Below are 16,050 nucleotides of genomic sequence, written 5' to 3'. Positions count from 1 at the left end.
TCTTATCGTTTATCTTTACACTCCAAATTTTAGGCATGTTCAGTTTTTTTCAGAAGAAAACCTATCTGGTCGATTATCTACATGGTCTGGTGGATATGCACAACCATATCCTTCCCGGTATTGATGATGGGGCAAAAACCGTAGATGACTCCATTGGGCTGCTCAAAGGGTTCGGTGAAATGGGCGTCACCCATTTTATCTGCACGCCCCATATCATGCACAACCATTACGACAACACCCCTGAGACCATCCAAGAAGCCCACACTACCTTAATTTCCAAATTGGAAAAGAACCATCTTTCCAATATCTCCATTGCATATGCGGCGGAGCACATGATCGATGATAATTTCGAGACCATTCTCGAAAATGGTCAGGTCATAGCTTTGAAGGACTCTTTTCTTCTGGTAGAAATGTCGTACCTACAACCTTCGTTCAATTTTGAAATTGCAGTGGAGAAGATGGCCAAACTGAAGTATTTTCCTGTTCTGGCCCATCCGGAACGGTACATGTACTTTCACCGAAAATATGGGACCTATCAAAAAATGAAGGTCAATGGCATACAGTTCCAATTGAACCTGCTATCACTGACACCCGAATCCTACGGAAGCAGTGTACAAAAAATGGCCCTGAAACTTTTGCAGGACCATTTGGTGGATTTTGTGGGTTCCGATGTCCACAACCTGCGACAACTGGAACTTTTGAAGGAAACCACGATTCAAAACAAGGTATTGAACCTTTTGCTTCCCGTAATCGAGAATACGATAGAGACTTTTTATTGATCAAGAAAAGCTCCACCACTTTTTGATGGTCTTTCCGTAGCCATACCCATATTTGCCGCCATAGCCCAGATTGGATTGCTTCACTCCATTGACGACGAAGGAAAGGTTTTTGAGCTTGCCCTCTTTTTTAAGTTTCAATGGGTATTTCATGACCTTTTTCTCGGTCACATTGGCCTTGGTGACATAGAGTACCTGATCGGCATATTGGCTAATGAGCAAGGTGTCGGTAACCACCATTACTGGAGCAGTATCTACAATGATGTAATCATAGAGGGCCGACATTTTCTCGAACAATTCCTTCATCCTATCGCTCATCAACAATTCTGCGGGGTTTGGTGGTATCTTCCCAGAATAGATAACATCGATGTCATTGGTATTTGTTTTGGTCCCAACGATGATTTCCTCTTCTGAAAGGGAATTGTCAAACAGGTATTCCGTCAATCCCTTGCCCACGTTTCGCTTTGGCTTGATCCCTGAGCCGTCTGGGCTCAAGGTTTCCGAAAAGAACGTGTAAAGCTTTGGGTTTCGGATGTCCGCGCCAATCAACAGTACTTTTTTGCCGGTATTTGCGCAAATCGTGGCCAAATTGGATGAGACAAAGGTTTTGCCTTCACCTGGGACACTGGAGGTCACAAATACAACTTGTGCCCTCTCCATGGACTTGGACTTGGATTTCAAAATATAGTCCAAATTGGTTCTCAGAATTCTCATGGATTCCGCCAATACCGAACGATCTTCCTTGAGTATGACCTTGCTCTCCTTTTTCCCAAGTCTGGGAAGCTCTGCCAATACAGTGACATCACCGGCTATGGATTCCAGGTCTATCTTGTTGTGTATCTTGTCATCCAACATATCGTTCACATATATGATGGAAAAGGGAATCAAAAGACCCAGTATCATCGAAGCCAAAAGAATAGCCTGCTTCTTTGGGGAAACTGGAAAATTAGACCCATATGCAGAATCTATCACTTTTGATTTGGGGGAAGCAGAGGCAAATGTAATCTGCGATTCCTCCCTTTTTTGCAAAAGATAAAGATATAGGGATTCTGTGGTTTGCTGCCTTCTCGAAATATCCCTCAAAGCCCTCTCGTTGCTTGGAGTCGCATAAATTCTGGAATTGATCTGGGACAATTGCTTGCTCAAACTGTTCACTTGAAGGTTCAGGTTGTTAGTGACATTGTTCAAACTGGATTTCATCCCTCTTCTCAAATCTTCGAGCTGTTGGTCCAATTTTACTATCACGGGGTTTTTTTCATTGGAACTTTCCAAAAGCCTGTTCCTCTGTGCCACTAACTCATTATAGCGCTGTGCCGTAGATGATATACTCTGATCGGACAGTCCTACTTCTGGAATTATGTCGTAGCTGTCCTGGCCATCGATAAGTTCTTTCATTGAACTGGCTATGCTCAATTGTATGTTGGCATTTTGCAATTCCTGCTCACTGGATGCACTCATAGAGAAATTGACATTGGATTGTGAGCCCAAATCTGCTATACCCCTGCTTTCCTTGAAATTTTCAGCAGTCTCGTCAACAGAGGACAAACTGGTATAAATTTCGGTAATACGGTCGTTGATGAACTTTGTGGTACGGTCCGCAATGGCCTTTTTATCACTGACCGCATTTTCGTTGTTGACCCCGATCAATTTATTGATCACATCAATCGCCCTACGTTCAATGGGGTCCGTCAACGTAATGTTTATGATATTGGAAAGCTTTTTGTCATTGGGGTTGATGAGTGTTTTTTTCCTGTACCTGTCCGCAACCATTTCCACAGGGTTTATCACCACATGCAACTCCCTGTTTTTGTATTTGGGCAATTCTTTCTTAGGAGTAAGGATGATATCCCCTATCCTGCTCTTTATCTTATCCCCAAAATCATATTTCTTCTCTGCACCGTCCTCTTTTTCTTTATACCCGAAAGTAGTGCCTGAATGGATTCTGATATAAAAATCAAACTTGGCATTGTTGATGATCGAATCGTTGGACAAGAAGTTCAAGGAGAAAGGGATTTCCTCTTTTTGATAGATTTCGGTGCTTTTTATATTGCCCATTATAAAAAATTGGATGTTCAAATCCAATTCTTCGACAATATGTATAAAATTATCCCGTGCCGATAACAGCTCGGTCTCGTCCTCAATTTTTGCCTTCCCTGAGGAAAAAATGTCCAAATCGTCCAACACACTTAATTCCGAGGCCTGATTGGACTCTTCCAATATCTGGATCTTTGCCGTTGCACTGTATTCAGGAACTGCATATCTAAGGTACAATATGGCCAAGGATACACATAGAATGGTTGAAACTATAAACCATTTCCAGTTTTTCAGGCAAATGTTCAATAAGGATTTTAAGTTTAGCTCAGGTGTACTAGACATTTCAACGATTTTTGGGGAAAGGGGTACTTCAGATTAATTCCTTGTCAATAAAACCACGGTGGATGTCACCAAAACCGAAATGATAGATACCGCAATGGATGATCTCTGGTCCAAATTGGAGGCAGTTTTGCCCGACTTGTTGGGTTCTACATAGACCACATCGTTCTGGGTCAAATAATAGACCGGTGACTTCAATGATTCCTTTTGGTTCAAATTGATTCGGTTGTACACCTTTGTCCCATCAAAATCCCTGATGACCATAATATTGTCACGACGTCCTTTGATGTTTATATCCCCGGCATATCCAAGTGCTTCCATAATGGTGATCTGCTCACCATTTATGGGATATGTTCCTGGTCTGTTTACCGCGCCCAAAACCGTTACGGTAAAGTTCCTTATCCTAATGTTTATGATAGGGTCTTTGAGATAATCTGTCAGTTTTTCCCTGAGCAATTCCCTGGTCTCGCTAGGCGAGAGCCCCTCAATCTTTATTTTCCCAATCACAGGAAAATCGATTTCCCCATTTTTGTCCACCAAATAGCTGACCTGTTCTGGCCGAATCCCATCTTCTTCTGACACCTTGTACAAATTGAACGGTGCACTCGCCTCTGGGTCCAAGGTGGAAATATGGATACTTACCAAATCGTCTACCTTGAACTTGGTAGTAAAAGTGTTATCATCCACTAAAGTCTCAAACTGACCAGCATCCTGAAAATAAACTACGTCTTTGGATGGTGAGCACGAAGCAGCCAAGCATGCCATGGCTATAAAACATGCTACTTTTATTTTTTGGAACATTGATGTATACATTTTTAGTGTTTAGTTGAGGTATTCGGCCTTAGATGGCTCTTTTTTGCCCAAGTCAGGGCTTTTTTTATTGTCCAATTTACAAAAATCGGAATTGTTGGATATGTATTCAGGTACAATACTTTTCATCAATTGCACCACATTGTCCTTAAAGAACAGATTTGATATGCAAAGCTCATCGATCATGGTCCTGGTCTTGGTATAGTCTATTTCCCTGACCTTGCTGATCATGATCTTATCATGGTACGTTGGCAAAGTGTTCTCTCCATTGGCCAACAGTTCCTCATACAACTTTTCTCCTGGTCTGAGGCCAGTTACCTTGATGTCTATGTCATCTGGGTAATGGAGTCCCGACAATCGGATCATGTTCTTGGCCAAATCCATGATTTTCACGGATTCCCCCATATCAAAGATGAAGATTTCCCCACCCTTGCCCATGGCGCCGGCTTCCAACACCAACTGGGAGGCCTCGGGAATGGTCATAAAGTATCGGGTAATATCCTTATGGGTGACCGTCAAAGGTCCTCCCTTCTCAATTTGTTTTCTGAACAGTGGTATCACTGATCCATTGGATCCCAATACGTTTCCAAAACGGGTAGTGATGAATTTGGTTTTTCCTTCTTGCTGCCTGCAGCTGATATACATTTCGGCTATCCGCTTGGTGGCCCCCATGATATTGGTCGGGTTTACCGCTTTGTCCGTTGAGACAAAGACGAATTTTTCCACATTGTATTCCACGGAAAGGTCAACAATGGTCTTTGTACCTGCCACATTGATCTTGACCGCCTCGTACGGATTTTGTTCCATCAGCGGTACATGCTTGTAGGCTGCGGCATGAAAAATCCTATCGGGTCTATGTTCCTCAAACAGTACGCGCATCTTGTTCTTGTCGCGTATGTCGCCAACAATGGGTAAAAAATTGAAGAAACCAGCTTGTTTCAATTCCTGCTGAAGGTCATAAAGTGCAGACTCGGCCTGATCGATCACAATAAGCGATCGGTAATTGTACTTGCAAATCTGCCTTACCAGTTCGCTCCCAATGGAACCGGCACCGCCTGTCACCATGATGACCTTATCATCAAAGTCTTTCATGACCTTACTGTTCTTGATCTCAATCGGAGGCCTATCCAAAAGATCCTCTATTTGTACCCGTTTGATCTGTGAAACCTTCAGTTCGCCGTTGATCCAGTCCTCCACAGGTGGCACTATCTTTACTTTCACAGGAAGGTCCACAATCTCATTCACCAAAGTCCTCAACTGTTTTGGACTAATGGTCTGGATAGAAAATATAACTTCGGATATCTTATGGAACTTTACAAATTCTTTGGTAAGTATGGCTTTGTCATACACTTTTACCCCATTGATCTGCTTCCCAACTTTTTGAAGATTATTATCGACAAACCCAATAACCTTTACTCCCATTTGGGAATGGTTCGTCAAGGTATTATAGGTAATGATACCTGACTCACCTGCACCATAGATAATCAAATTCTTGGTGGGCCCTGAGTTATTGTTCATTAGGCTTTCATAACAGATCTTAAAGACATATCGGGATGTTGCCAAGGTGATAAAGGTCAACAAGCTATTGATAATGATAATGGACAACGGAATAGTGAACCCTTCCATAATCTCCATATATCTATTGGCCAAAACGGCCCCAATGGCCCCGATACTTGCCAAACAAACAGCGTTGAATATCGCATAGACATCTTTAATGCCTGTATGCCGTACTACCCCTTTGTAACTTCCGGAAATAAGAAAAGCCAGCAAAAATAACAACACGACCACCGGAAGTTGTGTCCATAAGCTTTGAACATCAAAGTCAAAACTGAGGTTGAACCTTATAAAGTAGGCCAAAATAAAGGATAGCGAAACGATGCACAGGTCTATAAATAGTACCGTCCACTTGGATGCATAGCGCCTGCCCCTTCTAAAAAAGTATTCTTTGATCATCTAAGCTCTTTTTTTATGATGTTGCAAACCCTTTCCAAATCTTCTTCCATCAAACTGGAACCGCTAGGCAGGCACAGTCCTCTTTCAAAAAGGTCTTCACTTACGCCGTTCACGTAAGATATGGCCTTCTCAAAAACAGGCTGTGCATGCATGGGTTTCCACAGAGGCCTTGACTCTATGTTCTCGTTCTCCAAAGCCTTTCGGATTCTTTCCCTATCCTCAAAGGAGGGGGTCAAGATACAGGTGAGCCATCTATTGGAATAGCTACCTTTGGGTTCCATGGCAAAAGTAATGCCCGGAATGCCCGACAAGTGTTCTTTATAATATTCAAAATTGCTTCTCCTTGCATCCACTCGGTCTTGGAGCACTTCCATTTGCCCCCTGCCGATCCCAGCCAGGACATTGCTCATCCTATAGTTATGCCCTATGTGCGAATGCTGATAATGTGGTGCATTATCCCTGGCCTGAGTAGCTAAAAAAACCGCTTTTTCTTTCAGCGCCTTATCCTTGCACAACATTGCCCCCCCCCCTGAAGTGGTAATGATCTTGTTACCGTTGAACGATAGAATGCCTATCTGGCCCAAACTTCCGCAATTGAAACCCTTGTATGAACTTCCCAAGGCTTCCGCGCTATCTTCAATGACAGGAATATCATATTGCTGGGCAATGGCATGCACCTCATCGACCTTATAGGGCATTCCATACAAATGGACCGCCACTATGGCCTTTGGTTTTTTTCCTATTGCCAATCGATCCTTGATGGCCTGTTCCAATAATGTGGGCGAAATGTTCCAAGTCTCTTCCTCGCTATCGATGAATATTGGAGATGCACCAAGGTATGTAATGGGATTTGCAGAGGCTGCAAAGGTGAAGCTTTGGCAAAGCACCTCATCGCCGGCAACTACTCCTAACAATTGCAAGCCCAAATGTATGGCGGCTGTACCGGAGCTCAAGCAGGCTGCATGGACATCATTTCCGACAAATTCTTCTATGGATTGTTCAAATCGCTGCACATTGGGGCCCAAGGGAGCGATCCAATTGGTTTCGAAGGCTTCCTTCACATAGACTTCCTCGTTGTTTCCCATGTGAGGCGGAGATAACCAAATTTTTTTCAAGACAGTGGTTTCCATTTTAGTTTTGGGTTGATATAAGTAGGCGAGATTTTTTAATTCTCAAAAGTAAAAGTAACAGTAAAATTGGCCTCAAAGGCTATTTTGCCCCACTATTCGCCCAAGACAAAAAAAAATCGATTAAGTGTTGAATTGGGAAATATGCATAACGTCAAATCGCACATCCCATGGTGCTTTGCAAAGGATCCGCGGACATTCCTATGTCTTTTATTATGTTGGGTGGGCAGGGGTCTACCTATAAGAATGGCTTTCAATGAATTACACTCAAAAAATCGATCTGTGAGAATCAAGATCATTCCCATCCCTTTTATTTTTTGTTCAAAATCAAACTATTATTATCTAGGGGATTGGTTTACATTTATGATCTTTACAAAAATCGATATCGGACATGAAGATTTTAGTAACAGGCGCCGCGGGGTTCATTGGTTTTCATCTCTCAAAAAAACTTTTGGAAAATGGTCATGAAGTAATTGGCCTGGACAATCTGAATGATTACTATGCTGTTGACCTAAAATTTGCCCGATTGAACAGACTGGGTATTGCAAAAAAAATGGCGCAGCACTATGGCACCATGAGCACCAGCAGCACGCAGCCAGCTTTTAAGTTCATCAAACTCGACATTGGGGACAGGGATGCATTACCACGACTTTTTGAACAAGAAAACATAAAAGTCGTTTGTAATCTTGCTGCCCAAGCCGGAGTGCGCTATAGCCTGGAAAATCCCGAAGCCTATGTGGACAGTAACATTGTAGGTTTTTTGAACCTACTGGAATGCTGCAGGAACCATGGCATAGAACATTTGGTATATGCCAGCAGTTCCAGTGTCTATGGCCTGAACAAGGAAATGCCCTTCAAGGTTACCCAGAATGTGGACAATCCCATCAGTCTGTATGCTGCATCCAAAAAAAGCAATGAACTGATGGCCCATACATATAGCCACCTCTTTGGCCTCAGGACTACTGGCCTAAGGTTCTTTACGGTCTATGGCCCTTGGGGACGTCCAGATATGGCCATGTTCCTGTTCACAAAAGCCATTTTGGAAGATAGGCCCATCCATGTATTCAACAATGGTGATCTGGAAAGGGATTTTACCTATATAGACGACATCATCCAAGGAATTGTACGCATAGTCGAGGACAATCATACAGCGGCATACAATTCAAAAGAAGCATACCATCTCTATAATATCGGGAACAGTAAACCTGTAAGATTATTGGATTTCATCGAGGCATTGGAGAACAATCTAGAAAAAAAAGCAATCAAAGAAATGAAACCCATGCAGCCCGGTGATGTCAAAAGTACATGGGCAGACGTTTCAGGTCTGGAAAAAGATTATGAGTACAGACCAAACACCCCAATCGATGTGGGAGTGGCCAAATTCACCCAGTGGTACAAAGATCATTACCTAGTATGACAAGTCACGAATGATGCTTTGGTAAAACCAAAAAAGACTCTGTACACAATTCATGGACACCTACTTGCACTTTATCCATTTTATGAAAAGTTTATCCGGAACCTTCCGGACATTTTACGGGTTTGTTGCATATTTGTGCTCCAATTGATATCTGAACATTCTTCAACAACATGAAATTAACAATAGTAGGTACTGGATATGTAGGTTTGGTCACAGGAACTTGTTTTGCCGAAATGGGCAACACGGTGACCTGCGTTGACATAGATGAAAAAAAGATAGAAAATCTCGAAAAGGGCATCATTCCTATATATGAGCCTGGGCTTGAAGCCATGGTGATGCGCAACGTGGCCAACAAAACCTTGCTATTCCACACACAACTCAAAAAATGTCTGGACAATTGCGATATGGCTTTTATCGCTGTAGGCACTCCCATGGGAGAAGACGGCTCTGCCGATTTGAAATACGTGCTCCAAGTGGCCACTGAAATAGGGAAGCACATGACCACTCCCCTTATTGTAGTGGACAAGTCCACAGTGCCCGTAGGTACTGCGGACAAGGTAAGGGCGGTAATTGAAAAAGAGTTGGAGAAGAGAGGAGAAAAAATTGAATTCCATGTGGTATCCAACCCAGAATTTCTTAAGGAGGGGGATGCCATAAGCGATTTTATGAAGCCAGACCGGGTTGTGGTAGGTACCGAGGACAAGGACACTGCCGAAAGCATGCGCCAATTGTACGCTCCTTTCTTCAGGAGCAGTATGGACCGAATGTTGGTCATGGATGTACGGTCGGCTGAAATGACAAAATATGTGGCAAATGCCATGCTGGCCACAAAGATTTCCTTTATGAACGAAGTCGCCAACATCTGTGAATTGGTCGGAGCCGATGTCAATAAGGTCCGTATAGGTATAGGCTCTGACAGTCGTATCGGATACAGTTTTATCTATCCTGGCAGTGGATATGGTGGTTCTTGTTTCCCAAAAGATGTGAAGGCCCTAAAGAAGACCGCTGAACAGAATGGATACCATGCACAGCTGCTCAATGCTGTAGAAGATGTGAATGACAGGCAAAAATTTGTAATAGCGGACAAAGTAATCTCCCATTTTGGAGAAGACCTATCAGGAAAAACCTTTGCTGTTTGGGGACTGTCCTTTAAACCGGGAACAGATGACATGCGTGAAGCCCCGTCCATCTATATCATTAAAAAACTGACCGCTTTGGGAGCCAAGGTACAGGCCTATGACCCGAAGGCCATCCATGAGGCACAATCCTATTATTTAAAAGATGTAAAGGACGTCACGTACACCGAGACCAAATATGAGGCCCTGAAAGGGGCCGATGCCCTATTGTTATTGACTGAATGGAAAGAATTCCGCTCCCCGGATTTCTTGGAGATAAAAAGCGGCCTGAAAGAACCCATCATCTTTGATGGAAGGAACCAGTTTGATAGTGATAGGCTCCATCAACTCGGTTTCACCTACCACCAAATCGGCAAAAAAAATATCGGCTAATTATTGCTGTAACAATAAAAAGGCCCACTTTAAAAGTGGGCCTTTTTATTTGAAGAACTTTTTCGCCTACATGTGTTCCATTATGGTCTCGTAGGCAATCTCGGTAGTAAGGTGCGTCTTTAAGTAATTGTACCCATTTTCGCCAAGCTCTTCCCTGAGTTTTTTATCCTTGTACAATTTCAATAGGTTTTCTTTGAATGCCTCAATATTCCCCGCCTCAGACCAATATCCACAGTTTATTTCCTCCTGCATGGTCCCAAAGTCCGTGTTCAGGTCCACAGAGGCAAGAACTGGCTTTTTGAACTGATAGTAAGCCAATACCTTGGATGGATAGTTGGGTATCGTGAAGTTTTCACTTAAGGAAATAAGGCCAATATCAGCAATCCTTAAAATATTGTTGTACTCATTTTTGGGGAGGCTTTCCTTAATGATCATGTTCTTTAACCCAAGATCGTTCACCATTTTATAGATCCTCTCCCTTTCAGTTCCTCGTCCTACCAAAAAGAACACCAGATCTTCAATATCTTGGCAGCTTTTGGCCAAATTGACAATATTCTCCAACTTCTGGGGTTTCCCCATATTGCCACCGAAAATGGCGACAATTTTGTCTTGAAGTCCATACTGCTCTTTGGTGGCGCTCAAATCTACCTCATCGATTTCATCCAAATCGGCCCAATTGGGAAGCAAATGAAGCTTTTTGGTATCCAATCCAGGATTGTGCTTTTTCACAAAATCAATATTTGCCTGGGACATACAGCCTATCAGATCGGAGGCCCCATAGAGCTTCACTTCCTTTTTCCTGAAAAAGGAATGTATAAAACTGTTGGGTTTCATCATTTTAAGGTCCACCGCGTTTTGTGGAAAAATATCCCTTAGGATCAAGTACAGTTTTCCTTTTGATTTTTTCTTGATCCAAAGGACCACATCTATCAAGGTAATGGGAGGCGTGGGCATCAGGATAAGATCAAAATCCAATGCAATCTTATGTTTTTTCAAGGCCCTTTTGTACAAATAAGGTAAGAGCACATTGGACAGCCCTTTGATGATCTTGCTCTTTCCGAATAGGCTCAAAGAAGGGACCCTAAGGATTTTGATTCCCTTTTCAATGACAATTTCAGACTGCTTTCTATCATCGTCCGCAGCTATGACAAAAACATCGTGTCCCTTTCTCTGAAATTCCATCATAAGGCTGGAGTAAAGAAATCTCCTTTTTTCAATGTTTGGAAAACCCAATGCCACAAAGATGACCTTCTTTACTTCTGCCATACCACCCTGTTTATATAATCCACATAAGAGATGATGATCCGCACCACTTTCTCGCTCACATTGGGCATTGAGTAGTCCGAAACTTGCCTAAAATTGCGTTCGGGACTCCTCTTTTGTACTTCCAGTGCTTTAAGCCCCTGCATGATCCTATCCGGGTTTAGCCCAACCATCATCACTGAGGCTTCTTCCATGGCCTCTGGCCTTTCGTGTGCTTCCCTAATGTTCAATGCCCTGAAATTCAATATCGAGGATTCTTCGGATATGGTACCACTGTCGGACAAAACGGCAAAGGAATTGATCTGTAGGGCATTATAGTCCGAAAAACCCAAAGGTTTTAAAAACTGTATGTTCTTGTGGGCCTCCACCTTTTTGGAATCCAGCATGTTCCTGGTCCTTGGGTGCGTGGATACAATTACAGGATAACCATATTCCTCCGCTATGCGGTTGAGCGATTCCATCAAACCATCAAAGTTTTTGGGGTTGCTGATGTTTTCTTCCCGATGCGAGGACACCACAAAATATTTTTCTTTTTCCAAGCCCAAATCTTCCAAAACACTGGAAGCATCTATCTTGTCCCTGAACTGATGGAGCACCTCGTACATTGGGCTTCCTGTCTTGATCACCCTATCGGGCGGCAATCCCTCACGAAGCAAATATTCCCTTGCAATATCGCTGTAGGTCAGGTTCACGTCCGATACATGGTCCACAATTTTCCTATTGGTCTCCTCGGGCACCCTTTGGTCAAAACACCTATTGCCCGCCTCCATATGGAAAACAGGGATCTTCCGCTTTTTGGCAGGAATGGCGCAAAGGCAAGAATTGGTGTCCCCCAAGACCAAAAAGGCATCTGGAGCAATCTTTTCGAGCAACGGATCTATCTTGATCAATATGTTGCCTACCGTCTCCGACGCATTTTTTCCAGCAGCACCCAAAAAGTAATCGGGTTTTCTAATACCAAAATCTTCAAAGAAGATCTCATTGAGTTCATAATCATAATTTTGGCCTGTGTGGACCAAGGTATGGTCAATGGCTTCGTTGGCATCCAGTGCGTTCAGGACACAGGCAAGTCGGATAATCTCCGGTCTGGTCCCTACAACGGTCAATACTTTAAGCTTTTTCAAGGGTGAATCTTTTATAGGTTCGTTATTCAACATTCTCAAAATAGGTGTCGGCATCCTCAGGATCATATGGCTCATTGATCCAGAACAACGTAATCAACTCCTCATCCCCAGTGTTGGTAATATTATGGGTGTACCAGATGGGCATATCCACATAAGCGGGCTCATCACCATCCAATTCATAATTGATCACTTCGTCCGTCCCAATCCTCCGTAATTGGATCCGTGCCTTCCCCCTTATGACCGCAAAACGTTCGGCTTTTCGGGTATGGAAGTGATTGCCCCTGGTTATACCGGGAACCGTAGTGGAAAACGAAAACTGGCCTGATGTCTGCGTCCTTGCAATTTCCACAAAGGTCCCACGTGGGTCGGTATGTTTTGTGAATTTTACGGGATAATGTGACTCTGGGACATAGCATCGAAATGTGTTAAAAAGGGATTTTTCAAAATGATCCTCCAAATTTGGGAAAATACCATTACCTACATAATCCGTTTTAAACCTGTTCAACAATTCCAATATACGTGAGACTTTCACAAAATGATTTGGTGCTATGTCCACTTCAAAACTATTGTTTGTCAATGGTTTTGATGGTTCTTTTGCAAAAATGGTATCGATGAAAATCTTGACCAGATCGTTGATATATATGAGCCCTACCTCTCCATCATTGATAATGGTCGGCTCTTCATCATGGGCTACTTTATGACAAAAAGTGGCAACCACTGAGTTGTAATTGGGCCTTCCGAATGGTCCAAATACGTTAGGTATGGTCAACGAGGTGAACTTACCTCCCGATCCATTGGCCCAGTCCATGAACTTTTCCTTGCCTTCCTTTTTTGACTTTCCGTAGAGGTTGTCCTTTAGTTCTTGGGAAGACGAAGAAAAAATGATATGTGGGTTGGAACGGGTAGTTGTACAAGCCTGTATCAGTTTATCCACCAACCCGATATTGGTCCCATAGATTACATTGGGGTCTTCATGGCGGTTCATCGCGGCCAAATGGACTATGGTGTCACAGGCCGAAACAAATTGGGACAACGCTTTGGGGTTCTCAAAAAAAGACCGCTCAAAAGGGATCAGCTCCACATCATCCCTCAAGGATAAGGTGTTGTACAAATGATACCCCACAAAACCTGCCTGACCTGTTATTCCTATTCTTAGTTTTTCCATCTTATTTTTGATTACCATTGAGCTGCCCATTTTTCCAGCGGAAACCTAAGATTATCGTCCATGGATTCTTGCAATGAGGCATTGGAAAAAACCTGTAATCTGGCATTTTCAGAAGAGGCCTTTATTCCTGTGGCGAATCCTCCGGGAACAGCAAGAACTTCAGGGACCGATGAATCGATTTCTATCCGCATTGGTGTGAGATTACCTGAAGGGTCATTAAAATCATTGAGTTCAACAATATTGATCACAAACGAACCAGACAGGCAATAAAACCATTTTTTCTCATGCCTGTGTCCTTGCCAAGCCCTTATGATTTTCTGATCTTTTGGAGCGATTTCATAGAACCGGACCACTTCTGCCATATCGAACGCATTGACAAAGCGCATAGTTCCCCTTTCATCACCATACAAGTCCCCTTTGATCAGAAAATTATTGTGCATTGAGCTGTTCTTTGATAAAATCCAGATTGAGAAGGGTCTGTTTTAGTTCCTCATGGTCCAAATGCTTGGTATTGTGCGAATGGTAATCCTCTATGGCACTGATGTCTTTTTCTCCTTCCGAAAAATACCTGCTATAGTTCAGGTCCCTATTATCTGCAGGAATCCTGTAGAAATCGCCCATATCCTCGGCTTTCTGCATTTCTTCCCGGGTACAGAGTGTTTCGTAAAGTTTTTCCCCGTGACGGGTACCTATCACCTTGATCTCGTTATCTGCCTTAAAGATATCCTTTATGGCCTTGGCCAAGTCGCCAATGGTACTGGCAGGGGCCTTGTTCACAAACAGGTCTCCTTGGTTGCCATGCTCAAAGGCAAACAACACTAGGTCCACCGCATCCTCGAGTGACATTAAAAAGCGGGTCATGTTGGGATCGGTCACCGTAAGTGGGTTTCCAGCTTTGATCTGGTCTACAAACAACGGAATGACCGAGCCTCTGGAAGCCATGACGTTTCCATAACGCGTGAGACACACCTTGGTGGCATCTTGCGGAATATTCCTCGATGCCGCTACGGCTACCTTCTCCATCAAAGCCTTGCTTATCCCCATAGCGTTTATGGGATATGCTGCCTTGTCCGTACTTAGACAAATGATCCGTTGGACCTTATTGGCCACAGCCGCATCAATGGTATTCTGTGTACCGAACACATTGGTCTTCGCGGCTTCAATGGGAAAAAATTCGCAGGAAGGCACTTGCTTAAGGGCCGCTGCATGGAACACATAATCAACTCCGTACATGGCATGGTTGATGCTGTTGAAGTCCCGTACATCACCTATATAGAATTTGATCTTGGGGTTTTTCAAGCGGTTACGCATATCGTCCTGCTTTTTCTCGTCCCTACTGAAAATACGGATTTCCCCTATATCCGTTTGAAGAAAACGATCCAAGACGGCATTTCCAAAAGAGCCGGTACCCCCTGTTATCAATAATGTTTTGCCTTTGAACATATCTAATTGTATTTTGGTCTATGTTATAAAATGACTTTTGTCCTGCTTTTTGATATCGTTATGTCTTTCTACCAATTCTGCGATGGAAATTGTATTCAAAAAACTGGAAATAGAATTGATATCTGTATCAATTGTCCACCCCAGACCTTGTTCCAAAACCCTTTGTCCAACATAGGTCCCTGTGGCACACACAATGGGTATGTTGAAAAAACCTGATTCATAAAACTTATTGGGCATAGCCACTTTTTCATTCTCCAGCGTATTATCATACACCACAAAATTTAAATTGTTCTCCCCATAAATCCTTTCCAGATCGTCTGGGTTTTTGAACGGTCCATGGTAAAAGATATTGTCACAGTCATGGGTTGCTCTTTCTATGGTCTCCATTAGTCCACCTCCATGTGTTCCTCCATAAAAATTGAGTACCAAATCATCATTCTTGCTTACCGTAGCAATTAAATTTTCAATGATATTAACATACCTGAATGCACCTATATATGCAATTCTAACCTTGTCGGTCATCATTTGTTCTATGGGGGCCACCCGACCATACGTCTCTAGTTTATTTTCAGCTATCTCGACCTGGCTTTCCTTTACCGAATTTTTATAATAGGTCTCATAAAAGCTTTTTGTGGTAAATACCACTTTACGAGATTTTCCTGCAAGGAAATTATCTAAGCGGCTAAAAATCCTTCGCTTTGTTTTTCCCGCATAGAGCCAAATAACATCACTGATCTCATAATCGATTTTGGCATTGATAAGAAAAAAGCTCAGAATTCTCAGATCTAGCCCAAAAACATAAACATTCTTCTGTTTGAACCCATATTGACCATAAATCAACCTGACCAATCTTAGAAATGTAAAAGCCCTTTGTAGATACTCTTTGTTCTTTAATTGACCAGCAATGGTGATCGTTACATTTTCATTTTGCCTAAGAACTTCATGGTTCTGGACAGAGTGGACATTTCTGGTAAAACCATAGACGTGAACACTCTTGTATTCTTGTGCCTTTTGGTTAATCCTCTTAACTATTCTAGGCTGTTCCATAGACTGAGCCAGAACAATTAATCCATCTTTCATCCTATTGATAT

The 16,050-nt window shown here is 42.8% G+C and carries 13 protein-coding genes; 3 read left to right on the top strand and 10 right to left on the bottom strand.

Going from position 1 to position 16,050, the window contains the following annotated elements; all coding sequences use genetic code 11:
* Positions 1-35: 35 nt before the first annotated feature.
* On the top strand, positions 36-779 hold the full coding sequence (locus tag D2V93_RS09030) for a tyrosine-protein phosphatase (RefSeq protein WP_119619243.1): 744 nt from the start codon (positions 36-38) through the stop codon (positions 777-779).
* On the opposite strand, the gene D2V93_RS09025 is transcribed toward D2V93_RS09030, so the two are convergent.
* The 4 genes from D2V93_RS09025 to D2V93_RS09010 are packed head-to-tail and all read right to left on the bottom strand — an operon-like array spanning position 780 to position 7,042.
* Positions 780-3,152, bottom strand: coding sequence for a GumC family protein (locus D2V93_RS09025; RefSeq protein WP_119619242.1), 2,373 nt, complete (start codon positions 3,150-3,152; stop codon positions 780-782).
* Between the two features lie 33 nt (positions 3,153-3,185).
* Positions 3,186-3,950, bottom strand: a complete 765-nt coding sequence (locus D2V93_RS09020; protein ID WP_245978162.1) for a polysaccharide biosynthesis/export family protein — start codon at positions 3,948-3,950, stop codon at positions 3,186-3,188.
* A 21-nt stretch (positions 3,951-3,971) separates the two neighbouring features.
* Complete coding sequence (locus D2V93_RS09015) at positions 3,972-5,912, bottom strand: polysaccharide biosynthesis protein (RefSeq protein ID WP_119619240.1); 1,941 nt, start codon at positions 5,910-5,912, stop codon at positions 3,972-3,974.
* Entirely contained in the window at positions 5,909-7,042 is a 1,134-nt protein-coding gene (locus tag D2V93_RS09010) for a DegT/DnrJ/EryC1/StrS family aminotransferase (protein ID WP_119619239.1), read from the bottom strand. The genes D2V93_RS09015 and D2V93_RS09010 overlap by 4 nt, the downstream gene beginning before the upstream one ends.
* A 388-nt stretch (positions 7,043-7,430) precedes the next feature.
* Here D2V93_RS09010 and D2V93_RS09005 point away from each other — a divergent pair, with 388 nt between their 5' ends.
* Together D2V93_RS09005 and D2V93_RS09000 are read left to right on the top strand one after the other, a co-directional pair.
* Complete coding sequence (locus D2V93_RS09005; RefSeq protein ID WP_119619238.1) at positions 7,431-8,456, top strand: NAD-dependent epimerase; 1,026 nt, start codon at positions 7,431-7,433, stop codon at positions 8,454-8,456.
* A 170-nt stretch (positions 8,457-8,626) separates the two neighbouring features.
* Entirely contained in the window at positions 8,627-9,964 is a 1,338-nt protein-coding gene (locus D2V93_RS09000) for a UDP-glucose dehydrogenase family protein (protein WP_119619237.1), read from the top strand.
* 66 nt (positions 9,965-10,030) lie between these two features.
* On the opposite strand, the gene D2V93_RS08995 is transcribed toward D2V93_RS09000, so the two are convergent.
* From D2V93_RS08995 to D2V93_RS08970, 6 genes are read right to left on the bottom strand one after another with little or no spacing between them, the layout of a single operon-like run.
* On the bottom strand, positions 10,031-11,230 hold the full coding sequence (locus D2V93_RS08995; protein WP_119619236.1) for a glycosyltransferase family 4 protein: 1,200 nt from the start codon (positions 11,228-11,230) through the stop codon (positions 10,031-10,033).
* Positions 11,218-12,351, bottom strand: a complete 1,134-nt coding sequence (wecB, locus tag D2V93_RS08990; protein WP_119619353.1) for a non-hydrolyzing UDP-N-acetylglucosamine 2-epimerase — start codon at positions 12,349-12,351, stop codon at positions 11,218-11,220. The genes D2V93_RS08995 and wecB overlap by 13 nt, the downstream gene beginning before the upstream one ends.
* 22 nt (positions 12,352-12,373) lie before the next feature.
* Positions 12,374-13,516 (bottom strand): polysaccharide biosynthesis C-terminal domain-containing protein, encoded by a 1,143-nt coding sequence (locus D2V93_RS08985; RefSeq protein ID WP_119619352.1) that lies wholly within the window; start codon positions 13,514-13,516, stop codon positions 12,374-12,376.
* A gap of 11 nt (positions 13,517-13,527) precedes the next feature.
* Positions 13,528-13,956, bottom strand: a complete 429-nt coding sequence (locus D2V93_RS08980) for a hypothetical protein (protein ID WP_119619235.1) — start codon at positions 13,954-13,956, stop codon at positions 13,528-13,530.
* Positions 13,946-14,959, bottom strand: a complete 1,014-nt coding sequence (locus D2V93_RS08975; RefSeq protein WP_119619234.1) for a polysaccharide biosynthesis protein — start codon at positions 14,957-14,959, stop codon at positions 13,946-13,948. Before D2V93_RS08975 ends, D2V93_RS08980 begins: the two co-directional genes overlap by 11 nt.
* A gap of 18 nt (positions 14,960-14,977) precedes the next feature.
* A complete protein-coding gene (locus tag D2V93_RS08970) occupies positions 14,978-16,039 on the bottom strand; it encodes a glycosyltransferase family protein (protein WP_147377394.1) in 1,062 nt (353 codons plus the stop codon).
* Positions 16,040-16,050: the final 11 nt, after the last annotated feature.

The organism is Flagellimonas taeanensis, from assembly GCF_003584105.1.
GTDB classification, from domain to species: domain Bacteria; phylum Bacteroidota; class Bacteroidia; order Flavobacteriales; family Flavobacteriaceae; genus Flagellimonas; species Flagellimonas taeanensis.
This window is presented reverse-complemented; position numbering and strand designations above follow the sequence as displayed.